We start from the raw sequence: 24207 nt of genomic DNA, 5'->3' as shown, positions 1-24207 counted from the left end.
GCCGAGGCCGCCCCGCGTCCGTGTGCGTCCCACCGTGCGGACGGTGGTGACGCGGCGCGGATCCCCGGCTCGGCGTTCGCGCCCCACGGTCCGCGGAAGACGACGGTCAGCCGGGTGCGCCGGCGGGCAGGGCGGAGTGCACGGCCCGGTGGACGGCGCGGGCCAGCCGGGCGCCCCACAGCGAGCGGGGACCGGCGAAGGCATGTGTCTCGGCACCGTCGTGCGGGGCACGGGCCGCGATGCACACCGCGTCCGTGGGCGTGCCGGAGCAGTCGAGCCCCGCGTCCAGCAGCGCCTGCACCTTGGCCTCGGTGGCCGTCATCACCGCGTTGACGAGGGCGGCGTCGTCGAGCGGCACCGGGAGCGCGGCGACGATGTTGATCGTCCCGGGCGGGGCGGCCCCGGCGGCCCCTTCCCGGGGCGAGGCCGCCCATCCGCGCACCGCGATGCCCGCGGTCGCGACCGCTTCCACGCCGCCGTCCCGCGCGCACCCGGCGGCACGGACGTCGGCGGCCGTCATCAGGCCGACCCCCGGGCCGCCGGCGCCCGCCTCCCGGGCGAGGTCGGCCAGGTGCCGGGCGGGGTCGGTGCGCCGGTAGCCGTGGGACACCTGGGCGTTGAGCACCCAGGCCCGCTCGGCGATGCCGCCGCCGAGGACGGCGCTGCTGGCCGTCCGCCAGCCCGGGCCAGCCCGCCACAGCAGGGCGTGCAGCCGTTCACCGTCCTCCACCCGGGTCAGACGGTCCCAGGTGAGCAGGTGCGGACCGGTGCGAGGACCGGGGCCGGTACGGGGATGCGGCAGGACGGCGGGCACCGGCGGTGGCTCCTCGGGAGGACGGGGCGGTCGGGTGGAACCGGACGATCGTACGTGCCGCCCGCCGAGGAGCAGGCCGCCGTGCCCCCTGCTCGGGCGGTGTGCTCTTCCACTCCCCGCGACGGCCTTCCACCCCCCGCGACGGCATCCGCCTCCGGCGACGGCCTCCGCTTTCCGGCGACAGCCTTCCGCTTCCCACGACGGCCTCCGGGCGCGAGCGGGTACGCCGTTCGTCGCGGGCGGATGTAGGACGACGAGGTCCGGCGGCGGGCCCGCCTCCTGATCGCGCGGGCGCTGATGGCCCGCCCCGGGCTGCCGCTTCCGGAAGAGCCGTTTCAACGCACTGGGGGCTGGACCTGCTGTCGCGGGAGGTCCCCATCGGCTGCGGGAGGGCCGCTGCCGGGCGAGCCGGAGGTCGGGGTCATCGGCAGATGGTCGTCATCGGTGGGTGATCTTCGTGATTCCGGCCGTGCGGTGGCCGTCAGCCGGTCGGCCCGCGGACCGTCGGCGCCCGCGTCCCGGGCCGCTGCCCGTAGGGGCGCTCGGTCGTCAGCCCCAGCAGCACCGGCCCGGTCGGCGAGGCCACCGGATCGGACACGGTCACCGGGTCGAGAGCGGCGTGGAAGGCTTCCTGCGCCCTGCGCAGCGCCCCGCGCAGCCGGCAGGCGGCCCGCAGCGGGCAGGGCGGTTCGCCCTCGCAGCCGACCACTTCCTCCTCGTCCTCCAGCTCCCGTACCAGCCGGCCCACGGAGGCCCGCCGCCCGGGGCCGGCCCGGGATGCGCATCCGGCCGCACGGCACGGCGGGCGGTTGAGTCCGCGCACCCCCGTCCCCGCCCCGGCTCGGCCGCATCGGCCACGGGCCTGCTCACCGGAGTGGCGCTCCGGGCCGGGGGGGCACCCGGCACCGCAGCCTCGGACCGTACGGCGGTCGGCGCACCGGACGTCGCCCGGCCGGGCAGAAGCCGCCCGCTGCGCTTTGGGCCCTCGACCCACCGGGGACAACAGGGAGGTCCCCGGCGACCATGGGTCGGGCACGGGGACCTCGGGTCAACGGAGGAGGACCGCATGGACGACTGGCGCACATTCGCTCGTCAGATGGCGTCGATGGCGCGCGACCTGCTGGCGCAGGAGTCGTTGGACGACACCCTGGAGCGGATCACCGCATCCGCCACCGAGCTGGTGGAAGGCTGTGACGCCGCGGGAATCCTCATCCTGCGGGGGAAACGGGTGCAGTCACTGGCGCCCACCGATGAACTGGTCGTGAAGAGCGACGGGCTCCAGGAACGCCTGTCGGAGGGCCCGTGCTTCGACGCGGCCCGCCCGTCCTCGGCGGAGCGGACGTTCCGGATCGTCGACTTCGGCGGCGGCACCGACGCGGCACGGCGCTGGCCCGCCTACGTACCCGAGGCCAGGAAGCTCGGGATCGGCAGCATGATGGGCATCCTGCTGTACACCGAGGACGAGGAACTCGGCGCGCTCGACCTCTACTCCCACCGGCCCGGCGCCTTCACCGAGGCCAGCGAGACCGCCGGCTGGCTGCTGGCCTCCCATGCCGCGGTCGCCTTCTCCAGCGCCCGTACGCATGCCCAGTTGCAGCAGGCGATCGACACCCGGCACCTCATCGGCGAGGCGATGGGCATCCTCATGGGCAGCCACCACCTCACCGAGCGCCAGGCCTTCGACGCGCTGCGCCGCTACTCGCAGGACCGCAACGTCAAGCTCCGCGAAGTCGCCCGCCAGGTCTGCGAGAAGGGCCGGCTGCCCTGAGACCCGGCCCCTGAGCGCCGGCCCCTGAGCCCGGCCGCCGGAGCCCCGGCCTCCGTGACCTGCCACTCGCCCCCACCGCCCGCGTCCTCGTGATCCTCGTCGCCACCCTCCTCGCCACCGTCCTCGCCCCTGTCGTCCTGCGCGGCGTGACGGCTTCGCCAGAAAGATGGGCGAGCTTTGAACAAGACCCACCCCTGACCGATCACGAACTCTCGTATAGTGATCGCCGGTTGAGCACCGTGTGACCGACGCCCGCTCAGTTCCGCCCCCATGGACGACACGAGGGCCGCTCCGGCGGCCTGGCGAGGACCCGAAGATGACCGCGCCCGCCCGCCCTGGCGACCGACCAGCCCTGCCCCGCATCCTCACCGCCGTGGCCCTGCCCTGCGCGGTGGTGTCGGCGCTCGTCGTCGGCGGTGCCGTCGCCGCGGCCCCCGCCTCGGTGCGCGCCCCGCTCGGGCTGGGGGCGAGCGCCGCGGCGCTGCTGCTGTGCGTGGCCGTGACCCTGGCCGCCCACGCGCTGTGGGCCCTCCGGCTCCTCCGCCGCCGGCTGGACGCGGCCACCGCGGACGCGGGACGCCTCGCCGAGGAGCGCGTCCGGCTGGCCGAGCGGACCCGCCGGGAGCAGGAACGCCTGCGGATGGAGTTCGCGGACGAACGCGCCCGGCTGACGGCGGAGTTCGCGCAGGAGCGGGAGCGGCTGGCGCAACGGCACGCGGAGGAGGTCGCGCGGCTCGGCGCCGAGACCGACCGGGTCCGGGCGCGGCTGGACCGGGCCACCGCAGAACGCGACGCCGCCGTCGCCGCCACCGCCAACGCGGCCGCCCGGATGCAGGCGCTGGCCACCGGGATGCTCGCCGACCTGCGCGCCATGGAGGAGCGGCACAGCGACGAGGAGGTGCTCACCGACCTGCTCCACCTCGACCACCGAACCGCGCAGGCGGGCCGCCTCGCCGACTCCGTCGCCGTGCTCGCCGGGGCCCGCTCCGGGCGCCGCTGGGCACGCCCCATCGGCATGGAGTCGATCCTGCGCGGTGCGATGGGCCGGATCGCCGGCTACCAGCGGGTGCGGGTGCACTCGACCAGCGAGACGGCCGTCGCCGGGCACGCGGCCGAGGGCGTGATGCACGCGCTGGCCGAGATCCTCGACAACGCCGCGAACTTCTCGCCGCCGACGGCCGAGGTCCACGTGTACGTCGAGGAGGTGCCGTCCGGGCTCATCGTGTCCGTGGAGGACAGCGGCCTGGTGATGGGCGAGGTGCAGCTGCGCCGCGCGGAGCGGGCGGTGTCCGGTGAGTTCGCCGGGCTGGGCGGCCTGTCCGGAACCCGGCTGGGACTCGCCGTGGTGGGCCGGCTGTCCCGCAAGTACGGCCTGAAGGTGTCCTTCCGGCCGTCCGCGCGGGGCGGCACCGGGGTGCTGGTACTCATCCCGCAGGACATCCTGAGCGACCCGGCGCCCACTCCGGTTCCGACGCCCGCCGCCGCCCCGGTGACGCAGCCGGCCCGGCCCGCCCCGGACGGCCCCTCGCACCTCGCCGTTCCGCCACCGGCCGCGCCCTCCTACCGCACCGCCCACGCCGAGCCCGCGCCCGCCCACGAACCGGCCGGCCGCGAACCGGACGGCCAGGACACCGGCGAACGGCCGGTGAGCCTGCCCAGGCGCCGCCGGGGACGTACCCTCGCCGAGGCCGAACGCGCCCGCGCGGGCGCCCGGACCGCCGAGCCGCGCCCTGCGCCGGCCGCCGACGACGCCAAGACACGCGCCGCCCGCTTCAGCAGCTTCCGCCAGGCCGTACGCGCCTCCGGCGGCGGCCCCGCCGCCCCACGGGAGACCGAATCGGACCCCGCCGGCCCCGTACCGACCGGGGTCCCGGCCGAGACACCGGCCGAGGCCCCCTCCGACCACCCGTCCCACTCGCATGCGCACCCGGAAGGCGACACCACCTCATGACCGGCACGACCACCGCCGACGAGAAGCTCACCTGGCTCATCGAGGGTCTCCTGGAGCGCACGCCGGGCGCGCGGCACGCGCTCGTGCTGTCCCGGGACGGCCTGCGGCTGTGCCGCACCCCGGAGCTGTCCGTGGACCAGGCCGACCAGCTCGCGGCGATCGCCGCCGGCATCCAGTCGCTGTCCCACGGCGCGTCCGTGGAGTTCGGCGACGGCAGCGGCGGCGTGCGCTCGGCGATGACCGAGTTCTACGGCGGGATCCTGTTCATCGTGGAGGCCGGCGAGGGCGCGCACCTCGCCGTGGTCACCGGCGAGGACGCGGACGTCGGGCTCGTCGGCCACAACATGAGCGAACTGGTCGAGCAGCTCGGCGAGCACCTGCGCGCCTCGCCACGCGAGTCATGAGCCGCCCCGGCAGGGACGACGCCCCGGACCGCCTGTACACCCTGACCGGCGGGCGCAGCCGTTCGGGGCCCGGCAACCCCTTCGACCTGGTCACGCTGGTGGTCGCCGAGTGCGATCCGGTGCCCGGCATGCAGTCGGAGCACACGGCGATCCTGCGGATGACACGGTTCCCGACCGCCGTGGTGGAGATCGCCGCCGAGCTGCGGCTGCCGGTGGGCATCACCAGGATCCTGCTCGCCGACCTGCACGCCGCGGGCCGGGTGAGCGCCCGCCACCCGCGCAGCGCAGCCGTCCCCGACCCCGACCTCCTGGAGCAGGTGCTCGTTGGACTCCGCAATCTCTGACGCCCGTACCCCGCTGGGTGCCACCGCCGACAACGGTCTGAAGATCGTGGTCGTGGGCGGGTTCGGCGTCGGCAAGACGACCATGGTCCGCTCGGTCAGCGAGATACGCCCCCTCAACACCGAGGAGACGATGACGCAGGCCGGCGAGACGGTCGACGACATCAGCGAGGTGCGCGGCAAGACCGCCACGACCGTGGCGTTCGACTTCGGCCGCATCACCCTCGACGCGCGCAACGTGCTCTACCTGTTCGGCGCGCCCGGCCAGGAGCGGTTCTGGTTCCTGTGGGACCGGCTGTTCTCCGGCACGCTCGGCGCGGTCGTCCTGGTCGACACCCGCCGCATCGACGACTCGTGGTACGCCATCGACCGCCTGGAGCACCACGGCACCCCGTTCGTCGTCGCCTGCAACGACTTCGGCGGCCCCCGGCACTCCCCCGCCGACGTCCGCGACGCCCTCGACCTCGATCCGCGGGTGCCGCTGATCGACTGCGACGCCCGGTCCCGCGAGTCCAGCAAGCAGGTCCTGATCACGCTGGTCGAGCACCTGAAGGACCACTACGCCGACCAGGCCGCCCTGGCCCGACGGGAGTTCGTGTGACCACCGAGACCACCGACATCACGACCGACACCACGACCGGTATCACGACCGGCACCGCCGCCGACATCACCACCGAAGCCGTTCCGCTGAGCGGCCCGCGCTTCCAGACCGACCCCGCCCGGCTGTACCGGGAGATGCGCCGCGAGCACGGCGCCGTCACGCCCGTGCTCCTGGACGGCGGCGTCCCCGCCTGGCTGGTACTCGGCTACCGCGAACTGCACCAGGTCACCGGCGACCCGGTGCTGTTCAGCCGGGACTCCGACCTGTGGAACCAGTGGGACGACATCCCCGCCGACTGGCCGCTGCTGCCGATGATCGGCCGCAAGCAGCCGTCGATCCTCTACACCGTCGGCGAACGGCACCGCGAGCGCGCCGCGATGATCAGCAACGCGCTGGAGGAGGTCCCCGCCGCCGAACTGCGCGGCCACGCCGAGCGGTTCGCCGACGAACTCGTCGACCGGCTGTGCGCCAAGGGCGAGGCCGACCTCGTCGGGGAGTACGCGATGCTGCTGCCGGTGCGTGTCCTCGCCCGGCTGTACGGCTTCCCCGACGAGCAGGGGCCCGCCCTGGTCACCGCCCTCAACGACATGATCGACGGCCGGGAGCGGGCGATCGCCGGGCAGACGCATCTCGCCACCTCGATGGCACGGCTGCTCGCCGACCGCAAGGAGCGGCCCGCGGACGACGTCGCCTCCCGGATGCTGGCCGACGGCGGCGGTTTCAGCGAGGAGGAGATCGCCCAGGACCTGATGGTGATGCTGGCCGCCGGCCACCAGCCGACCGCCGACTGGATCGGCAACTCGCTGCGCCTGATGCTGACCGACGACCGCTTCGCCGCCTCCCTCTTCGGCGGCCGCAACAGCGTCGCCGAGGCGATGAACGAGGTGCTGTGGGAGGACACGCCCACTCAGAACGTGGCCGGCCGCTGGGCGTCCCGCGACACACACCTGGGCGGTCGCCGCATCCGCGCCGGCGACCTGGTGCTGCTCGGTCTGCAGGGCGCCAACTCCGACCCGCAGGTGCGCACCGACGGCTCCGCGCTGACCGGCGGCAACAGCGCGCACTTCTCCTTCGGGCACGGCGAGCACCGCTGCCCGTTCCCCGCGCAGGAGATCGCCGAGGTGATCGCGCGGACGGGCATCGAGGTCGTCCTCGACCGGCTGCCGGACATCGACCTGGCGGTGCCCGCCGCATCCCTCACCCGTCGTCCCTCGCCCTGGCTGCGAGGGCTGACCGAGTTGCCCGTGCGGTTCACCCCGACCCCTGCCCTGGGAGGCGTTCAGCCATGACGACCGGTATCGATCAGGCCCGGATCCCGCTGGACCCGTTCGTCACCGACCTGGACGCCGAGAGCGCCCGGCTGCGCGCGGCGGGGCCGCTCGCCGCGGTGGAGCTGCCGGGCGGCGTGCCCGTGTGGGCGGTCACGCACCACGCCGAGGCGAAGGCGCTGCTGACGGACCCCAGACTGGTCAAGGACATCAACGTGTGGGGCGCCTGGCAGCGCGGCGAGATACCCGCGGACTGGCCGCTGATCGGCCTGGCCAACCCCGGCCGCTCGATGCTGACCGTGGACGGCGCCGAGCACCGGCGGCTGCGCACGCTCGTCGCGCAGGCGCTGACCCCGCGCCGGGTGGAGCACATGCGCGGGCGGATCACGGAACTCACCGACCGGCTGCTGGACGGCCTGCCGGCGGACGGCGGCGTGGTCGACCTCAAGGCGGCCTTCGCCTACCCGCTGCCGATGTACGTGATCTCCGACCTCATGGGCATCGACGAGGCCCGGCTGCCGCGCCTGAAGGTGCTGTTCGACAAGTTCTTCTCCACCCAGACGCCGCCCGAGGAAGTCGTCGCGACCCTCACCGAGCTGGCCGGGATCATGGCCGACACGGTCGCCGCCAAACGTGCCGCGCCCGGCGACGACCTCACCAGCGCGCTGATCCTCGCCTCGGAGGACGGTGACCGCCTCACCGACGAGGAGATCGTCTCCACCCTCCAGCTGATGGTCGCCGCCGGTCACGAGACCACGATCTCGCTGATCGTCAACGCGGTGGTCAACCTCTCCACCCACCCCGAGCAGCGCGCCCTGGTCCTGTCCGGCGAGGTGGACTGGTCCGCGGTGGTCGAGGAGACCCTGCGCTTCTCGACGCCGACCTCGCACGTCCTGATCCGTTTCGCGACCGAGGACGTCCCCGTCGGCGACAAGGTGCTCCCCGCGGGGGACGCGCTGATCGTGTCGTACGGCGCGATAGGCCGGGACGAGCGGGCGCACGGCCCGACGGCGGGTGACTTCGACGTCTCCCGGCGGTCGGAGAACCGGCACATCTCCTTCGGGCACGGCCCGCACGTGTGCCCCGGCGCGGCCCTGTCCCGCCTGGAGGCCGGGGTGGCGCTGCCCGCCCTGTACGCCCGGTTCCCCCGGCTGGACCTGGCGGTGCCGGCGTCCGAGCTGCGCAACAAGCCCGTGGTGACGCAGAACGACCTGTTCGAGCTGCCGGTGAAGCTGGCCTGAGGACGTCCGTGACCTGGTCGGTCCACTGGCCCGCGCCGTGGGCGGCGGTGGTCTCCCGGTGGTGTGAAGGTGGGTGCGGAACGGGCCCACCTGCCGTCGAGGAGGCAGAATGCCGGAGCCCACCGCCGAGGTCACCGGGCCGGGGCCGGCCCTGGCCCGGCTGAGCGCGGTCGCCGACGCCGCCCTGTACGAGGACTGTCTGCTCTGTCCGTACCGCCGTTCCCCGCCGAAGAACCGGGTGCGATGGCGGTTCGGCGTCCTCTTCCCCCGGGACTGGGTGGAGCGGGACGGGCCGGTCGTGTCCGGGGGGTCTGGGTCCGCCGACTCCTGGTACCAGCAGACGGAGTGCCTGCTGCGGGTCCTTGTGCCCGGCGCCGCCGTGCGGCTGACGGTGCGCTGTCTGCAGGTGCAGCACAAGCAGGCGGAGGAGGCCGGACCGGCTTCCGGCAGCCGCGGCGCGGCGTGAAGAAGTCGCCCGCGGTCCCGCGTGCGGACGCCGAACGCGTTTGCGTCCGCCGGACCGGGTAACTCCAGGAAAGCGGCACCGGTCCCCCATGGCCGGGACGCCGACGCGCTAGCACCGGGAGTCGCCATGTGGAAGCGCCGGCGCAACAAGCGGCGGGCACAGGAGCCCGTTCCGCTGGAACTGTGCGACCTGTGCGGCACGACGTTCCCCGCGGACCGGGCGGTGACGGGTTACGTCCCGGACTCCTCCGCCGCGCACCCCACCCAGGACCGGTACGACGGCCTGCGGCTGATCACGGCCTGCAGCGACCCCCACTTCGACGCCGTCCGGGAGGGCTACCGGCACCGTCCGTTCGTGGAGGAGGAGCTGTGGGCGGCGAAGCTCACCCGGGCGCTGACCATCGGCCCGTCCGCCCTCAGCATGGAGCAGCTAGGCTGCCGGACCGGCCTGGACGAACCGCAGATCCGGCGCGCGATCACGTGGCACAACCAGCACTTGCGGCACCGCACGGACCCCTGAACCGGCGCGGCTCCGCGAACCGGTCCGGCTCCGGGCAAGGGCACCGCGGGCCGGTCAGCCGGCGTCGGCGTCCAGCGTGATCACCGTCTTGACGTCGTCCGGGTGGTGGTCGAACGCCTCCGCCGCCCGCTCCAGCGGCAGCCGGCGGGTGAGCAGCCGGTGCAGCCACTCCCGGTCGGCGCGGGCCAGGGCCTCGGCGGCCTGCCGGTAGTGCCGCAGGTTCGCGTTGACGGAGCCCACCACGGCGTCGTTCTCCAGCACGATCTCGCGGTTCATGCTGCCCGCGTCGACGGTCAGCCGGCGTCCGGCGGGCGAGACGCCGGTGAGGCAGACGATGCCGTACGCCGCCGTCGCCCGGATCGAGTCGAACACCACCCGCCCGGCGCCGGTGGCCTCGACGACGATGTCCGGCCGGACGGCGGCGAGCGCGTCCGGCGCGTCCTCGCTGTGGTACGTGGCGCCCAGCGAGCGGACGAGTTCAGGCTTCGGCCCGTCGGTGACCCGGTCGAGGACGTGCACGTCGAGACCCCGCTGCCGTCCGAGCAGGGCGGCCAGCAGGCCGATGGGCCCGGCGCCGGTCACCATCACCCGGCGGGGCCGGAACCAGGCCCGCCGGCCCACGGCCTCGATCTGTTCCCATGCCTTGGCGACGACGCTGGTGGGCTCCGTCAACACGCCGGCGAGACCGAGCCCGGCGTCGACGCCGACGGCGTAGTCGGGCTCCACGCGCCACAGCCCGGCGCCGTAGCCGTCCAGTTCCTTGATGCCCCGCTCCCGATAGCGGCCGTTGCGGCACATGTCGAACTCGCCGTGGGCGCAGGCCCCGCACGGCTCGGGATCGGGACGCCGTACCACGCCCACCACGAGGTCCCCGGCGGCGAACCCGCTGCCCTCCGGGGCCCGCTCGACCCGGCCGAGCGACTCGTGGCCGAGGACCAGACGGTCGCGCCCCGGCGGCGCCTGGCCGTAGTCGCCCGAGGCGATCTCGCGGTCGGTGCCGCAGACGCCCAGCGCCAGGCCCCTGACCAGGAGTTCACCGGCGGCCGGTGTCGGCTCCTCGACATCCTCGACCGCGAGCGAGCCGCGCCGGCCCGGGCGGACGGTCAGTGCCCGCATGGTGGTCATCCTCTCGGCGGGTCGTCGTCTCACTGCTCGCAGGAGCGAGTCCCCCGCTTCGTTTGGCCCATGCAAAGGTCACCCTTCCGGTCGGCCCTTCGCGCGTGGTTCCGCCCGGTACGGCATGGACCCCGCCGCGGTCCTGGTGCTGCTGAAGCAGCCGGCCGCCGCCGGCTGCGAACCGGCCGTGCCGGACGAGCACATGGTGTCGGACCCGGGCGCCGCGGTCGGTGCCGTCAGCCCGCGCCGCGCGCCGCGGGCGGCCCGCCGGCCCTGCTGCCGTACGCCCGGCACGCCGGCCTCGGTGACCGCTGACGACCGGCGCCGCACGGCGGGCGAGCGGCGTGTCGCGGGGCGGCGGCGTCATCGCACGACCGTAACGTCCTGACCGAAAACCCCTTGTTCCAGCTGTATGTCCCCGCCCCCGGCGCGGCGCCTCCGCGACGGCGGCGGGCAGCGGCGGGCCGCCGGCCCTCAGGAGCACGCAGAAGCCCACCACCGAGCCGGTCGCGGTGAGCGGCAGGTGGCACGGCCGTCCCCGGTTCCGGGAGCAGCCGGTACCACCACCCGCCGGGTCGCAGCACAGCGCGCCCGCCACGGTGCCGGCGAAGGCCGCCTCGTAGGCCAGGGGGCACGAGCCGGTCACGACGACGAGGAGCAGGATGCCGAGCAGGAAACGCACTACGGCGGACCCGCCCCATCCCGGCCCCGCCACCACGGCACCGCCGGCCGGGACCAGGACCGCCGCCCACGCCGGCTTTCCGGCCGCCGCTCTCCTCGGTCCGGCGGTGTCCCGCGGCCCGCGGTTCCGGCGCGCCGGGCGGCGGACCGCCCGGCCGCCCGGGTCTCCTGGCGGCCACGCCTGCCGGGCCGCCACCAGGGTCACCCCCTTCACCTCCCCGAGCCGTCGGAGGACCTCTCCGCGGAGCATGCCGTGCCCGAGGAGCATGCCGTGAACCGGTACCGGCACCGGCTCCCGCACCTGTGGGAACAGCTGGCCGCGACCGCCCTCATCCGGCGCGGCCGTGACGTGGAGCTGCTGCACCGGGCGCTCGGGTTCGCCACGCTCGCCCTGGTCACCCTCGGCCCGCTGCTGATCGTGGTGGCCGCCGCCGATCCGCTGGGGCGCGGCGGTTTCGCGGCCTGGCTGGCGGACGGCATGGGGCTGACCGGGCGGTCCGCCCGGGTACTGACCGACATCATCAGCCCGCCGCCGAAGGTGATCGGCACCACGAGCGTGTGGGGCGCCATCGCCCTCGCCGTGTTCGGTGTGTCGTTCGCGGGCAGCGTGCAGAACGGGTACGAGCGGATCTGGGGCCTGCCGTCCGGTCCGTGGCACCGGGTCTGGCGCCAGCTGACCTGGGTGGTGGCGCTGACCGCTTACCTCTACCAGGAGGTGCAGACCCGGACCGCCGTGCACGGGTCGCTGCGGATCGTGCTGTCCATCGTGGCCAGCGTGCTCTTCTTCTGGTGGGGGCAGCACTTCCTGCTGGGCAGTCAGGTGCGCTGGTGGGACCTGTTGCCCGGGGCCGTCGCCACCATGGCCGGCCTGATCGGCCTGCGGGGCTTCTCCTACCTGGTCTTCACGCCGCTCATCCTCGACAACGCGATCAGTTACGGCACGGTCGGCATCGTGCTGGTGGTGGAGTCGTGGCTGATCGGGGTCGGCTTCGTGGTGTTCGGCGGCGCCCTGGTCGGCCGCTGGTTCTGCGAGCACCACTGGTGGCCGCGGGCCGACCGCCGGTGAGCCGCCGGACGTGGAAGAGGACCCCGTCCGGGGTCAGGGAGCGGCCCCGGGCCGCGGCGGCGGCGCCGTGCTCTCCCGCACCACCAGCCGGGTCGGCACCAGCGTCGTCCCCCGCTCCGGTCCTTCCTGGCGCATCTTGCGCAGCACGGCGTCCACGCACAGCCGCCCCACCTCGGCGAAGTCCTGGTGCACGGTGGTCAGCGGCGGCAGGAAGGAGCCTGCCTCGGGGATGTCGTCGAAGCCGATGACGCTGACGTCCTCGGGGACCCGCCGGCCGTGTTCGTGCAGGGCGCGCAGCAGCCCCAGAGCCATCTGGTCGTTGGCCGCGAAGACGGCCGTGCACTCCTCGCGGGCGGCCAGCTCCAGCCCGGCCCGGTACCCGGAGTCCGCCGACCAGTCGCCCCTGACGAGCGGCGGGGTGCGGCCGGCCTCGGTGAGCGTGGCCCGCCAGGCGTCCGCGCGGCGCTGGGCGGCGAAGGAGTCCTCGGGCCCGGCCAGGTGCCACACCGTGCGGTGCCCGAGGTCCAGCAGGTGCCGGACGGCGGTGCGGGAGCCGCCCGCCTGGTCGGTGTCGACGACCGTGTAGTGGGCGCCCGCGTCGGAGTCGACGACCACGACCTGCGCATGGGGCGGCAGCCTGACGGTCGCCGCGTCCAGCAGGTGGACCTCCATGATGACGATGACGGCGTCGACGGCGAGTTCCTCCAGCCGGGTGAACGCGCCGCGGACCTCGTCCTGGGTGGGCAGGGCCACCGGCATCAGGGTCACCGCGTACCCCTTTGCGGCCGCCGAGGTGGCGATGGCCTCCAGGGTGCGCACGTTGCCCGTGGTGGAGAGGGTGAAGGTGATGACGCCGATGGTGCGGAACTCGCCGCGCTTGAGCGCCCGGGCCGCGCTGTTGGGCCGGTAGCCCAGCTCCTTCATGGCGGCCAGCACCTGGCGCCGGGTCTCCTCGGTGACGCCGGCGTAGCCGTTGGACACCCGGGAGACGGTCTGCGAGGAGACCCCCGCCAGGCGGGCCACGTCCGCCATGGAGGCCGAGTGGGCGCGGGCACCGCGCCGGCGCCCGCGTCCCCCGCTCCGCCCGGCCGGCGCGTCCGCCGAGCCGGACGGCAGGTCCTCGGTGCCGTCGGGCGCGGGCGCGTCCGCCGGGGCGCTCTCCACCGTGTCCACTTGGCCGTCCGCCGCCTCTCCGTCGTCCGCCCGGCGGCCGGCTCGGGGTTCCCGAAGGACCCTTGACCGCCGTCCTCGGGGCAGTGTAGGCATGCCGCCACTGGATGTTTACGTAAACATAGCCACCCCCTCGTCGACCTCCGTTCTTTCGCGGTGTTCGATGTTTGCGTAAACGTCGGACGCCTCCGGGACGTGGACGAGCGAGGGGTACATGACGACGCTGCAACCGCCGGCGGCCGCCGGGCCGCGGCCGGCACCGCCCCCGGCGAGACGGGACCGCCGCTCCTGGACGGGGTGGGGCTTCCTCGGACCGTTCGCGGCCGTCTTCGCCCTGGTCTTCCTCGCGCCGATCGCGTACTCGCTCCACCTGAGCCTCTTCCGCGACCAGCTCATCGGCGGAACCGCCTTCGTCGGCCTCGACAACTACCGGCAGGCCCTCCAGGACGACCGGTTCTGGGCCGCGCTCGGCCGGGTCTCGCTCTTCCTGGCCGTCCAGGTGCCGGTCATGCTCGGCATCGCGCTGCTGGTGGCGCTCGCCCTGGACAGCGGGCGCCTCTACGGCCGGGACTTCTTCCGGGTCTCGATCTTCCTGTCGTACGCCGTGCCCGCGGTGGTCGCCACCCTGATGTGGGGCTTCCTGTACGGCAGCCGCTTCGGGCTGGTGGGCGACGTGAACGAGGCGCTCGGCGTCTCGCTGCCCGACCCGCTCTCCCCGGACCTGATGCTGGCCGCCCTCGGCAACATCGTCACCTGGGAGTTCGTCGGCTACAACATGCTGATCTTCTACTCGGCGCTGCGCGTCGTGCCGCATTCGCTGTACGAGGCGGCGGAGATCGACGGCGCCGGGCAGTTCCGCGTCATCACCGCCATCAAGCTCCCCGCCCTCCGCGGCGCCCTGGTCATCGCCACGATCTTCTCGGTCATCGGCAGCTTCCAGCTCTTCAACGAGCCCACCATCCTGCGGCCGCTGGCGCCGAACACCCTCACCACCGACTACACGCCCAACCTCTACACCTACTCGCTGTCCTTCAACGGCCGGCAGCACAACTACTCCGCGACGGTCGCCATCGTCATGGGGCTGATCACCATGGTCATCGCCTGTGCCGTCCAGCTGCGCGGCATGCGCAAGGGAGCGTGAAGCAGCGATGACCAGCGATGTCGCCACCGTCTCCGGCCGCTCCACGGCTCCCCCGCCCCGCGCCCCCGCCCCGCGCCCCGGCTGCGGGGCCCGCGCCGCCCGTACCGGCCCGGCCGGCCCCGGCGCAGCGTGCTGCTCACCGTCCTCACCGGCCTGGTGCTGCTCTACAGTCTGGTGCCGCTCGTCTGGCTGCTGCTCAGCGCCACCAAGACACAGGAGGGGCTGTCTGGTTCCTTCGGTCTGTGGTTCGACGGCGACTTCGCCCTGTGGGACAACGTCGCCGAGACGTTCACCTACGACGACGGCGTCTTCACCCGCTGGCTGCTGAACACCCTGCTGTACGTGGTGGTGGGCGCGGGCGGTGCCACCTTCCTCGCCGTGCTCGGCGGTTACGCCCTGGCCAAGTTCGACTTCCCCGGCCGGCGGGCGGTGTTCGCCGTGGTCACCGGCGCGGTGGCCGTGCCGGGTACGGCGCTGGCGGTGCCGACCTTCCTGATGTTCAGCGAGATGGGCCTCACCGACACCCCCTGGGCGGTGATCGTCCCGTCGCTGATCTCGCCGTTCGGCCTGTATCTGATGTGGGTGTTCGCCGGCGAGGCCGTCCCCACCGAGCTGATGGAGGCCGCCCGGATCGACGGCGCGGGCGAGGCGCGCACGTTCTTCACCGTGGCGCTGCCGCTGCCGGCGCCCGGGATCGTCACCGTCCTGCTGTTCACGATGGTCGCGACCTGGAACAACTACTTCCTGCCGCTGATCATGCTCAAGGAGCCGGACTGGTATCCGCTGACCCTGGGCCTGGACAGCTGGAACGCCCAGGCCGAGACCGCGGGTGGCGAGCCCGTCTTCCACCTGGTCGTCACCGGATCGCTGATCACCGTCCTGCCGCTGGTCGTCGCGTTCCTGCTGCTGCAGAAGTACTGGCGGTCGGGGCTGGCCGCCGGAAGCGTCAAGGAGTGACCCGGCCCCCTCTTCCCGGCTCGTCACCCCCACGCCCTGTCCCTGTCCCTGTCCCTGTCCCTGTCTCACGAGGAAGTGGAACCACCACCATGCGCAAGCACTCGCGCCGCCTGCTGCGCGGCACCGGCCTCGTCTGCGCCCTCGCCCTGGCGGCGACCGCCTGCCAAGGCTCCGACGACGGCGGACCGGACCGGAAGGCGGTGACCGAGGCGGACATCGGCGCGGCCCTGGAGAAGGGCGGCACCATCACCGTCTGGGCGTGGGAGCCCACGCTCAAGCGGGTGGCTGCCGACTTCGAGAAGGAACACCCCGGCGTCGAGGTGAACCTCGTCAACGCGGGCACCAACAACGAGCAGTACACCGCCCTGCAGAACGCCATGTCGGCGCAGAAGGGCGTCCCGGACGTCGCCCAGGTCGAGTACTACGCGATGGGCCAGTACGCGCTGACCGAGCAGCTCACCGACCTCAAGGCGTTCGGCGCCGGCAAGCTCGCCGGCCGCTACTCCCCCGGCCCGTGGAACGGGGTGCGGCCCGGCGGCGAGGGCATCTACGGCCTGCCGATGGACTCCGGCCCGATGGCCCTGTTCTACAACAAGAAGGTCTTCGACAAGCACGGCATCGACGTACCCACCACCTGGGACGAGTACGTCGACGCCGCCCGCGCCCTGCGCAAGGCGGACCCGAAGGCGTACATCACCAACGACACCGGGGACGCCGGCTTCACCACCAGCATGCTCTGGCAGGCCGGTTCGCGGCCGTACACGGTCGACGGGACCCGCGTGCAGATCGACTTCGGCGACAAGGGCGCCCGGCAGTACACCGCCACCTGGCAGAAGCTGCTCGACGAGAAGCTGGTCGCACCCGTGACCAGCTGGTCCGACGAGTGGTACAAGGGCCTCGGCGACGGCACGATCGCGACCCTCGCCATCGGCGCCTGGATGCCCGCCAACCTCGCCTCCGGCGTCAAGGAGGCCGCCGGTGACTGGCGGGTGGCCCCGCTGCCGCAGTGGGCCGCGGGCGGCGACGCCGGCGCCGAGAACGGCGGCAGCGCGCTGGTCCTGCCCGAGCTGGGCCGGAACGAGGCGCTGGCCTACGCCTTCGTCGAGTACGCCAACGCCGGGAAGGGCGTCCGCACCCGGATCGAGGAGGGCGCCTTCCCGGCGACCACCGCGGACCTGGAGTCCGCAGAGTTCCAGGACGCCGAGTTCCCGCACTTCGGCGGACAGCGGGCCAACAAGATCTTCGCCGAGTCGGCCGCGAACGTCGCCGACGACTGGTCGTACCTGCCCTACCAGGTGTACGCCAACTCGATCTTCAACGACACCGTCGGCAAGGCCTACGTCTCCTCCACCACGCTGGCCGAGGGCCTGAGGTCCTGGCAGGAGGCGTCCGCCGAGTACGGCGACGAGCAGGGATTCACCGTCGAGCAGTAGCACCGCCGCCCCGTGTCACCCACCGGAAAGGACCGCCCATGATCTCCACCCTCCTGTCCCGCCCGCGGCGCGGGCCGGACGGTGCCCCCGCCCCCCGGCTCCTGTACGGCGCCGACTACAACCCCGAGCAGTGGCCCCGGGAGGTGTGGGAGGAGGACGTACGGCTGATGCGCGAGGCCGGCGTCAACGTCGTGTCCGTCGGCATCTTCTCCTGGGCCCGGCTGCAACCGGGGCCCGGCCAGTGGGACTTCGGCTGGCTGGACGAGGTGATGGACCTGCTGCACGCGGGCGGGGTCGGGGTGGACCTGGCCACCGCCACCGCCTCGCCGCCGCCCTGGCTCACCACCGCCCACCCGGAGGTGCTGCCGGTCACCGAGCGGGGGGAGACGGTGTGGCCGGGGGCACGGCAGCACTGGCGCCCGACCTCGCCCGTCTTCCGCGAGCACGCCCTGCGCCTGGTCCGGGAGCTGGCGGCCCGGTACGCGGACCACCCGGCCCTGGTCGCCTGGCACGTCTCCAACGAGCTGGGCTGTCACAACGTCTACGACTACTCCGACGACGCGGCCCGCGCCTTCCGGGACTGGCTGCGCGCCCGGTACTCGACGCTGGAGGCGCTCAACCACGCCTGGGGGACGGCCTTCTGGTCGCAGCGCTACGGGGACTGGGAGGAGATCCTGCCGCCGCGGCTCGCCGCCTCCCACCCCAACCCCACGCAGCAGCTGGACTTCAAGCGGTTCTCCTCCGACGCGCTCAAGGACCACCTGCGCGCGGAGCGGGCGGTCCTCCGCGAGATCACCCCCGAGGTCCCGGTCACCACCAACTTCATGGTGATGGGCGGCATCAACGGCATGGACTACGCGGACTGGGCGGGTGAGGTCGACTTCGTCTCCAACGACCACTACGTCCACCCCGGCCCCCAGGACCGCGACGAGCTGTCCTTCTCCGCCAACCTCACCAGCGGCATCGCCGGCGGGCGGCCCTGGTTCCTCATGGAGCACTCCACCGGCGCCGTCAACTGGCAGCCCGTCAACCTGGCCAAGCGGCCCGGCGAACTGGCCCGGGACTCGCTGCTGCACGTGGCGCACGGCGCCGACGCGGTCTGCTTCTTCCAGTGGCGGCAGTCGGCGGCGGGCGCCGAGAAGTACCACTCGGCGATGGTGCCGCACGCCGGGGCGGACAGCGACCTGTTCCGTGCCGTCACCGGCCTGGGGCAGACGCTTCGGGCCCTCGCACCGGTGGCGGGCAGCGAACGGGAGCCCGCCGAGGTCGGCATCCTCTTCGACTGGGAGTCGTGGTGGGCCGCCGAGCAGGACTCCCACCCCACCTCCCTGCTGAAGTACCACCGGGAGGCCCTGGACTGGTACTCCGCGCTGCTCGCCCTCGGCATCCGCGCGGACGTCGTCACCACCCGCGCCGGCCTCGGCCGCCACCGGGTGCTGATCGCGCCGGTGCTGCACCTGGTCCCCGGCGGGCTGGCCAAGGACCTCACGCGCTACGCCGAGCAGGGCGGGCACCTGGTCACCACGTACTTCTCTGGGATCGTCGACGAGAACGACCACGTCTGGCTGGGCGGCTACCCCGGCGCCCTGCGGGAACTGCTCGGCATCCGCATCGAGGAGTTCGGGCCGCTGCCCGCCGGGGACACCGTGGAACTCGACGACGCCGTCACCGGCGCCCTGTGGACCGACCGGATCACCGTCACCGCGCCGGAGACCGAGGTCCTCGCCCGCTACCGCACCGGCGACCAGGCGGGCCGCCCCGCGGTCACCCGCCGTCCGACGGGCACCGGGTCCGCCGCCTACGTCTCCACCCGGCTCGGCGTCGAGGGGCTCAGCGCGCTGCTGCCGCGGCTGCTGGAGCCGGCCGGCGTGGGCAGCGAACTGCCCGCCGCCGTGCGCGGCCGGGTCGAGGCGGCCGTGCGCCGGGGACCCGGCGGCCGGTTCCTGTTCCTGGTGAACCGGACCGACGAGCGGGTGCCGGTCGCGGGGCTCACCGGCGAGGTGCTGACCGGCACCGCCGACGCCGACGGCACCGTGGTGCTCGGTCCCCGGGAGGTCGCCGTCCTGCGGCAGCCCGCGACCGCCTGAGACATCCCCCGCACACCGCACCCGAGGCACCGCCGCACGCCCACGACTCCCCGGAACGGCACGCGCCCGTTCCGGGGCCGCCCCCTGCTGCCCGCCCGCGGCCGGCAGGGGCCACCGCAGCGACCACACCTTCAGTTGGGAGCACACGATGGCACGCCGCACCCCCAGCAGACGGCTCCTCCCGGCCGCGGCCCTGACCGCCCTGGTCACCGGGGCCACGCTGGTCAGCGTTCCGGCCCCGGCGGCACGGGCCGGGGCCGCCGCCTCCGTCACCGTGCAGCCGGACCCGTCGTACCGGCAGGAGCGGTTCGAGGGCTGGGGCACCAGCCTGGTCTGGTTCGCCAACGCCACCGGCGACTACCCGCCCGAGATCCGCGAGAAGCTCGCCGGCATGCTCTTCGGCGACGACGGGCTGGCGCTGAACATCGCCCGCTACAACATCGGCGGCGGCAACGCCCCCGACGTCCGGGACTACCTGCGGGCCGGCGGCGCCGTCGAGGGCTGGTGGCGGGCGCCCGAGGGCACCACCCGCGAGGACACCGGCTGGTGGAGCGCCGAGGACCCGGCCGACTGGAAGAAGGACGCCGACGCCACCCAGCGCTGGTGGGTCGAGCGCGTCAAGGACGACATCGACCACTGGGAGACGTTCAGCAACTCCCCGCCCTGGTTCATGACCGTCAGCGGCTACGTCTCCGGCGGCTTCGACGCCGAGGCCGACCAGCTCAAGCCGGAGGCGGTCGACGACTTCGCCGCGTACCTCGCGGGCGCGACCGAGCGGCTGGAGCAGGCGCACGGCATCCGGGTCCGCACCGTCGACCCGTTCAACGAGCCCAACACGCCCTACTGGAGCACCCGCCTCGGCCCCGACGGCGAACCCGTCGGCGGACGCCAGGAAGGTGCCCACATGAGCCCCGGGCTCCAGCGCGAGGTGCTCCAGGCCCTGGCGCCCGCACTGAAGAAGGCGAGGACCGAGGCACGGATCTCCGCGATGGACGAGACCAACCCCGGCACCTTCGCCCGCAACTGGAGCGCCTACACCCCGGCCGACCGAGCCCTGGTCGCCCGGATGAACGTCCACACCTACGGCACCGGGCAGCGCACCACCGTGCGCGACCTGGCCAAGGCCGCGGACAAACCGCTGTGGATGAGCGAGGTGGGCGGCGACTGGGGCGACGGCCAGGACTTCACCGACATGCGCCCCGGCCTCGGGCTCGCCCAGCACATCGTCGACGACCTGCGCGAACTGGAGCCCCGGGCCTGGGTGTTCTGGCAGCCGGTCGAGGACTACGACAACATGCAGCCGGGCGGCGAGTCGGCGAAGGGCGGCAACTGGGGCAGCATCCAGATCCCGTTCAGCTGCACGTCCGAGGACACCCTCGAAACCTGCCCGATCCGGACGAACACCAAGTACGACACCGCCCGCAACTTCACCCACTTCATCAAGCCCGGCGACCGGCTCGTCAAGGTGAACGACACCTCCAGCGCCGCCGCCGTGACCCGCGACGGGCGGGGCGCCTCGGTCGTCCACGTCAACCGCACCACCGCGTCCCGCACGGTCACCCTCGACCTGTCCAAGTTCGCTCATGTCGGCCGCGACGCCACCGTCACCCCGGTGGTCACCAGCGCCGGCGCCAAGCTCCAGCGGCACCGGCCGGTCCGGGTCGACGGGCGCACGGCCACCTTCACCGTGCCGGCGCAGTCGGTGACGTCCTTCGAGATCACGGGCGTGTCCGGTGTCGTGGGGGACGCGGCGACGCTGCGCGAGGGCCGCACCTACACGCTGACCGGCGTGCAGAGCGGCAAGGCGCTGACCGTCGCGGGCGACGGCAGGCGCCTCGTCATCGGCACGGGTGACGGCGGCGCCGCCCAGCGGTGGCGGCTGAGCGCGGTGCGCCCCGGCGACGGCGTCCGGCAGCGCTACGTCTTCACCGACCCGGCGCAGAGCAGGCGGCTCGCCGTCCGCGACGACGTGCCCGTCGCGGAGCCCGGCACCGGTCGGCGCGACGAGGCCGCCGAGTGGATCGCGTCGACCACCGGCGACGGCACCTGGACGCTGGTCAACGCGGCCACCGGACGGCTGCTGGAGGTCGGCGGCCAGGCCACCCACGAGGGCGCTTCGGTCACCACGTGGCCGCCCAACTCCGGCGCCAACCAGCGCTGGACGGTGACGGACGTGACCGGCTGACCCAGGCCCCGCCACGGCCAACGACCGCACCGGAGAGGACCATGACACCCGAAGAGCGCGAGGTGCGCCGGACAATGGCGGCGCGGGAGCTGTACTCCGACGGCGGGCCGGGGCTGGAGGGCCTGGCGGAGGAACGCTTCCGGGGCAAGGAACTCGCCGACGCCTGCAACCGGACCGGCGCCCGGGACCAGGAGGGCCGCCGGGCGCTTCTCCGGGAGATGCTGGGCCCGCTGGGCACCGGCGTGTGGATCGAGCCGCCGCTGCACGTCGCCCACGGCAACCACGTGCACCTCGGCGACGACGTGTACGCCGACTTCGGTCTGACACCGGTCGACGACGTCGAGGCGGTCGTCGGCGACCGCGTGATGTTCGCCCCGCACGTGACCGTCAGCACCACCGGGCACCCCGTCCACCCCGCGCTGCGCCGGGACGGCAGCCAGTTCTCGGCGCCGGTGCGCGTCGAGGACGACGTGTGGATCGGGGCGGGGGCGCTGATCATGCCGGGTGTCACGGTCGGCCGGGGCTCGCTCGTCGGCGCGGGCAGCGTGGTGACGGCGCGTGTGCCGCCCATGACGGTCGTCGCCGGGAGCCCGGCGCGCGTGCTGCGGGAGATCACCGACGCGGACCGGGAGTGGACCCACCGGCCGCCGCGCACACTCGGCCGTCCCGCGTGCTGACGCCTCGGGCATCCGCGCGGGCGTGACCCGCGGCCCCGTCCCCGGCCGCCGGGCGGCGGCCGGGGACGGGGATTCAGCGGCGGCGGCCGCGGGCGGACCAGCCGCCGCCGATCCCGGCCAGGTGCAGGGCGAGGACGGTGAGCCCGATCAGCATGATGTTGGTCGAGGCGAAGACGTCGTTGGTGGAGATGTCCGCTGCGTTGATCAGAAAGGCGATGAAGAACAGGACCGCCGCGATGATGGCCAGCACGGTGCGCTCCCTCGGTCGTCGGTGGTTCCGGACGGTGGTCCGGAACGGTGTGTCACCCGTATGCCCCCGTCCGCCCGGCGAACACGGACCGGGGCGGCCGGGACGCCCCGGTCCGTCCCGGTGAACACCGCCGCCGGGTTTCCCCGCCCCGCCTGGTGCGCCCGGCCGCGTGACGCGCGGCAGACCGACCCCACCGTCACCAGCCGATATTAGGTTAGGCTAACCTTCGCCGCGTGAGATCTGGTGAAGAAGCGGACGGCTCGTTCCGGCTGCGCGGTCATGAGCTGGCGGCCACCGACGTGACGGTGGCCTACGACGGCGTGGACGTCGTACACGGCGCCGCGGTCGGCCTCCGGCCCGGCGAAGTGACCGTCCTGGTGGGGCCGAACGGCAGCGGCAAGTCCACGCTCCTGCGGACCGTGGCGCGTCTGCAGCGAGCCCGCAGCGCCACGCTCAGGATCGACGGGACCGACGGCCTGGCCCTGTCGCCCCGTGAGTTCTCCCGCTACGTCGCCCTGCTGACGCAGGGGCGGCCGACGCCCGGCGGGCTGACGGTCCGGGACGTCGTCGAGTTCGGCCGCTACCCGTACCGGGGCCGCTGGGGCCGCCCGGACCCGGACGGTCCCGCCGCGGTCGACCGCGCGCTGGCCCTGACCGGCGTCACCGACCTCGCCGACCGGGGCGCCGACCACCTGTCGGGCGGGCAGTTGCAGCGGGTCTGGCTGGCGAGCTGCCTCGCCCAGGAGACCGGCGTGCTGCTGCTCGACGAGCCGACCACCTACCTGGACCTCCGCTACCAGGTCGAACTCCTCGACCTCATCCGCGACCTGGCGGACGACCACGGCATCGCCGTCGGCGTCGTCCTGCACGACCTCGACCAGGCGGCGGCCGTCGCCGACCGGATCACGCTGCTCGAAGCGGGCCGGATCGTCGCCGACGGCCCGCCCGAGGACGTGCTCACCGCGGACCGCCTCACCGCCGTCTACGGCATCCGGATCGAGGTCGACACCGACCCCCTCACCGGCCGACTGCGCACCCGCCCGATCGGCCGCCACCACATACGACCCGAAAGGCTCGGCACCACCTCATGAGAAGCCTCCTGCTCACCGCCGCGACCGTCACCGCCGCGGCGCTCACCCTCGCCGGCTGCGGCACCACCGAGCCCGCCGCCGACAGCTCCGAGAAGCCCGCCGAGGCCATCACCCTCACCGACGGCGCGGGCAAGGAGGTCAAGCTCGACGGCCCCGCGAAGCGGGTGGTCGCCACCGAGTGGAACGAGGTCGAGAGCCTCGTCACCCTGGGGGTCGATCCGGTCGGCGTCGCCGACGTCAAGGGATACAAGACCTGGGACACCGCGGTCCCGCTGAAGAACGAGCCGAAGGACATCGGCACCCGCGGCGAGCCCAGCATGGACACCATCGCCTCGCTCTCCCCCGATCTCATCGTCGCCGGCAGCGACCTGCCGCCCGCCGCCGTGAAGCAGCTGCGCGAGGTCGCTCCGGTCCTGGCGGTGAAGTCCGCCGACGCCTCCGACCAGATCGGCCAGATGTTCGACAATCTGGACCTGATCGCGAAGGCCACCGGCACCACGGACCGGGCGGAGAAGGTGCGCGAGGACTTCGAGGCGAAGGCTGCCGAGGGCAGGAAGGCTCTGACCGACGCGGGTCTCGACGGCGCGCGGTTCGCCTTCGCCGACGGCTACGTCACCTCCAACCAGGTCTCGATCCGCCCCTTCACCAGCGGCTCCCTCATCGGCGCCGTCAGCGAGGAGCTGGGTCTGAAGAACGCCTGGAAGGTCGAGGGCGACGCCGCCTACGGCCTGGCCTCGACCGACGTGGAAGGCCTGACCGAGCTGCCGAAGGACACCCGCTTCGCCTACATCGGCAACGACGGCGACAAGAACAGCACGCCCTTCACCGGCGCGCTGGCGAAGAACTCCGTGTGGCAGAACCTGCCGTTCGTGAAGGCCGGCGACGTGTACCGGCTGCCCGACGGCATCTGGATGTTCGGCGGTCCCGGGTCGATGCAGGCGTACATCGACGCCGTCGTCGACGCGCTGACGAAGTAGCGG

22 protein-coding genes and 2 pseudogenes are annotated in these 24207 nt (G+C 73.7%); 19 read left to right on the top strand and 5 right to left on the bottom strand.

The features are described from left to right. Positions 1–106: 106 nt before the first annotated feature. Positions 107–814, bottom strand: coding sequence for an adenosylcobinamide amidohydrolase (locus tag ACLGIH_RS32245; protein ID WP_416528817.1), 708 nt, complete (start codon positions 812–814; stop codon positions 107–109). 481 nt (positions 815–1295) lie between these two features. Then, positions 1296–1774, bottom strand: a pseudogene (locus ACLGIH_RS32240) (Rrf2 family transcriptional regulator). 106 nt (positions 1775–1880) lie between these two features. Between ACLGIH_RS32240 and ACLGIH_RS32235 the strand changes: the two are divergent. The 9 genes and pseudogenes from ACLGIH_RS32235 (at position 1881) to ACLGIH_RS32195 (ending at position 9373) form a co-directional block, all read left to right on the top strand. Further along, entirely contained in the window at positions 1881–2582 is a 702-nt protein-coding gene (locus ACLGIH_RS32235) for a GAF and ANTAR domain-containing protein (protein WP_416528816.1), read from the top strand. Between the two features lie 316 nt (positions 2583–2898). Continuing rightward, positions 2899–4533 (top strand): sensor histidine kinase, encoded by a 1635-nt coding sequence (locus ACLGIH_RS32230; protein ID WP_416528815.1) that lies wholly within the window; start codon positions 2899–2901, stop codon positions 4531–4533. Continuing rightward, positions 4530–4937: a roadblock/LC7 domain-containing protein gene (locus tag ACLGIH_RS32225; protein ID WP_416528814.1), complete on the top strand. Its 408-nt coding sequence runs from the start codon at positions 4530–4532 to the stop codon at positions 4935–4937. Before ACLGIH_RS32230 ends, ACLGIH_RS32225 begins: the two co-directional genes overlap by 4 nt. Next, positions 4934–5281, top strand: coding sequence for a DUF742 domain-containing protein (locus ACLGIH_RS32220; RefSeq protein ID WP_416528813.1), 348 nt, complete (start codon positions 4934–4936; stop codon positions 5279–5281). The genes ACLGIH_RS32225 and ACLGIH_RS32220 overlap by 4 nt, the downstream gene beginning before the upstream one ends. After that, positions 5262–5879: a GTP-binding protein gene (locus ACLGIH_RS32215; protein WP_416528812.1), complete on the top strand. Its 618-nt coding sequence runs from the start codon at positions 5262–5264 to the stop codon at positions 5877–5879. Before ACLGIH_RS32220 ends, ACLGIH_RS32215 begins: the two co-directional genes overlap by 20 nt. Before the next feature lie 65 nt (positions 5880–5944). Next, complete coding sequence (locus ACLGIH_RS32210) at positions 5945–7168, top strand: cytochrome P450 (RefSeq protein WP_416529538.1); 1224 nt, start codon at positions 5945–5947, stop codon at positions 7166–7168. Beyond that, positions 7165–8388 carry a cytochrome P450 family protein gene (locus ACLGIH_RS32205; protein ID WP_416528811.1) on the top strand — a complete coding sequence of 408 codons (1224 nt, stop codon included), beginning with the start codon at positions 7165–7167 and terminating at the stop codon, positions 8386–8388. The genes ACLGIH_RS32210 and ACLGIH_RS32205 overlap by 4 nt, the downstream gene beginning before the upstream one ends. A gap of 109 nt (positions 8389–8497) precedes the next feature. Then, positions 8498–8827 (top strand): annotated as a pseudogene (locus ACLGIH_RS32200) (hypothetical protein); the annotation flags it as partial. A 153-nt stretch (positions 8828–8980) separates the two neighbouring features. After that, positions 8981–9373, top strand: a complete 393-nt coding sequence (locus tag ACLGIH_RS32195; RefSeq protein ID WP_416528810.1) for a hypothetical protein — start codon at positions 8981–8983, stop codon at positions 9371–9373. Between the two features lie 54 nt (positions 9374–9427). Here the strand turns inward: ACLGIH_RS32195 and ACLGIH_RS32190 are convergent, their stop codons facing one another. Beyond that, complete coding sequence (locus ACLGIH_RS32190; protein ID WP_416528809.1) at positions 9428–10489, bottom strand: glucose 1-dehydrogenase; 1062 nt, start codon at positions 10487–10489, stop codon at positions 9428–9430. 124 nt (positions 10490–10613) lie between these two features. Here ACLGIH_RS32190 and ACLGIH_RS32185 point away from each other — a divergent pair, with 124 nt between their 5' ends. Both ACLGIH_RS32185 and ACLGIH_RS32180 read left to right on the top strand, forming a co-directional pair. Beyond that, positions 10614–10877 (top strand): hypothetical protein, encoded by a 264-nt coding sequence (locus ACLGIH_RS32185; RefSeq protein WP_416528808.1) that lies wholly within the window; start codon positions 10614–10616, stop codon positions 10875–10877. Positions 10878–11423: 546 nt separating this feature from the next. After that, positions 11424–12236, top strand: a complete 813-nt coding sequence (locus ACLGIH_RS32180; protein WP_416528807.1) for a ribonuclease BN — start codon at positions 11424–11426, stop codon at positions 12234–12236. A gap of 33 nt (positions 12237–12269) precedes the next feature. On the opposite strand, the gene ACLGIH_RS32175 is transcribed toward ACLGIH_RS32180, so the two are convergent. Further along, positions 12270–13268: a LacI family DNA-binding transcriptional regulator gene (locus ACLGIH_RS32175; protein WP_416529537.1), complete on the bottom strand. Its 999-nt coding sequence runs from the start codon at positions 13266–13268 to the stop codon at positions 12270–12272. A 352-nt stretch (positions 13269–13620) separates the two neighbouring features. On the opposite strand from ACLGIH_RS32175, the gene ACLGIH_RS32170 reads away from it, so the two are divergent. The 6 genes from ACLGIH_RS32170 (at position 13621) to ACLGIH_RS32145 (ending at position 21886) form a co-directional block, all read left to right on the top strand. Next, entirely contained in the window at positions 13621–14547 is a 927-nt protein-coding gene (locus ACLGIH_RS32170) for a carbohydrate ABC transporter permease (RefSeq protein WP_416528806.1), read from the top strand. A gap of 81 nt (positions 14548–14628) precedes the next feature. After that, positions 14629–15504 carry a carbohydrate ABC transporter permease gene (locus tag ACLGIH_RS32165; RefSeq protein WP_416529536.1) on the top strand — a complete coding sequence of 292 codons (876 nt, stop codon included), beginning with the start codon at positions 14629–14631 and terminating at the stop codon, positions 15502–15504. A gap of 89 nt (positions 15505–15593) precedes the next feature. After that, on the top strand, positions 15594–16937 hold the full coding sequence (locus ACLGIH_RS32160) for an ABC transporter substrate-binding protein (protein ID WP_416528805.1): 1344 nt from the start codon (positions 15594–15596) through the stop codon (positions 16935–16937). A gap of 38 nt (positions 16938–16975) precedes the next feature. After that, a complete protein-coding gene (locus tag ACLGIH_RS32155) occupies positions 16976–19024 on the top strand; it encodes a beta-galactosidase (protein WP_416528804.1) in 2049 nt (682 codons plus the stop codon). Between the two features lie 148 nt (positions 19025–19172). Continuing rightward, positions 19173–21209, top strand: a complete 2037-nt coding sequence (locus ACLGIH_RS32150; RefSeq protein WP_416528803.1) for an RICIN domain-containing protein — start codon at positions 19173–19175, stop codon at positions 21207–21209. A 41-nt stretch (positions 21210–21250) separates the two neighbouring features. Beyond that, entirely contained in the window at positions 21251–21886 is a 636-nt protein-coding gene (locus tag ACLGIH_RS32145; protein ID WP_416528802.1) for a sugar O-acetyltransferase, read from the top strand. A 73-nt stretch (positions 21887–21959) separates the two neighbouring features. Here ACLGIH_RS32145 and ACLGIH_RS32140 read toward each other — a convergent pair whose 3' ends face one another. Next, the gene (locus ACLGIH_RS32140) at positions 21960–22136 is read right to left on the bottom strand and encodes a hypothetical protein (RefSeq protein WP_416528801.1); all 177 of its coding nucleotides are present in this window, start codon (positions 22134–22136) and stop codon (positions 21960–21962) included. 233 nt (positions 22137–22369) lie between these two features. Between ACLGIH_RS32140 and ACLGIH_RS32135 the strand changes: the two genes are divergently transcribed. Continuing rightward, on the top strand, positions 22370–23227 hold the full coding sequence (locus ACLGIH_RS32135; RefSeq protein ID WP_416528800.1) for an ABC transporter ATP-binding protein: 858 nt from the start codon (positions 22370–22372) through the stop codon (positions 23225–23227). Next, positions 23224–24204 (top strand): ABC transporter substrate-binding protein, encoded by a 981-nt coding sequence (locus tag ACLGIH_RS32130; protein ID WP_416528799.1) that lies wholly within the window; start codon positions 23224–23226, stop codon positions 24202–24204. Before ACLGIH_RS32135 ends, ACLGIH_RS32130 begins: the two co-directional genes overlap by 4 nt. Positions 24205–24207: the final 3 nt, after the last annotated feature.

Origin of the sequence: Streptomyces hamibioticus (assembly GCF_047946815.1) — a bacterium.
Taxonomy (GTDB): Bacteria; Actinomycetota; Actinomycetes; order Streptomycetales; family Streptomycetaceae; genus Streptomyces.
The sequence above is the reverse complement of the archived record's forward strand: the minus strand, read 5'-3'. Positions and strand labels throughout refer to the sequence as shown.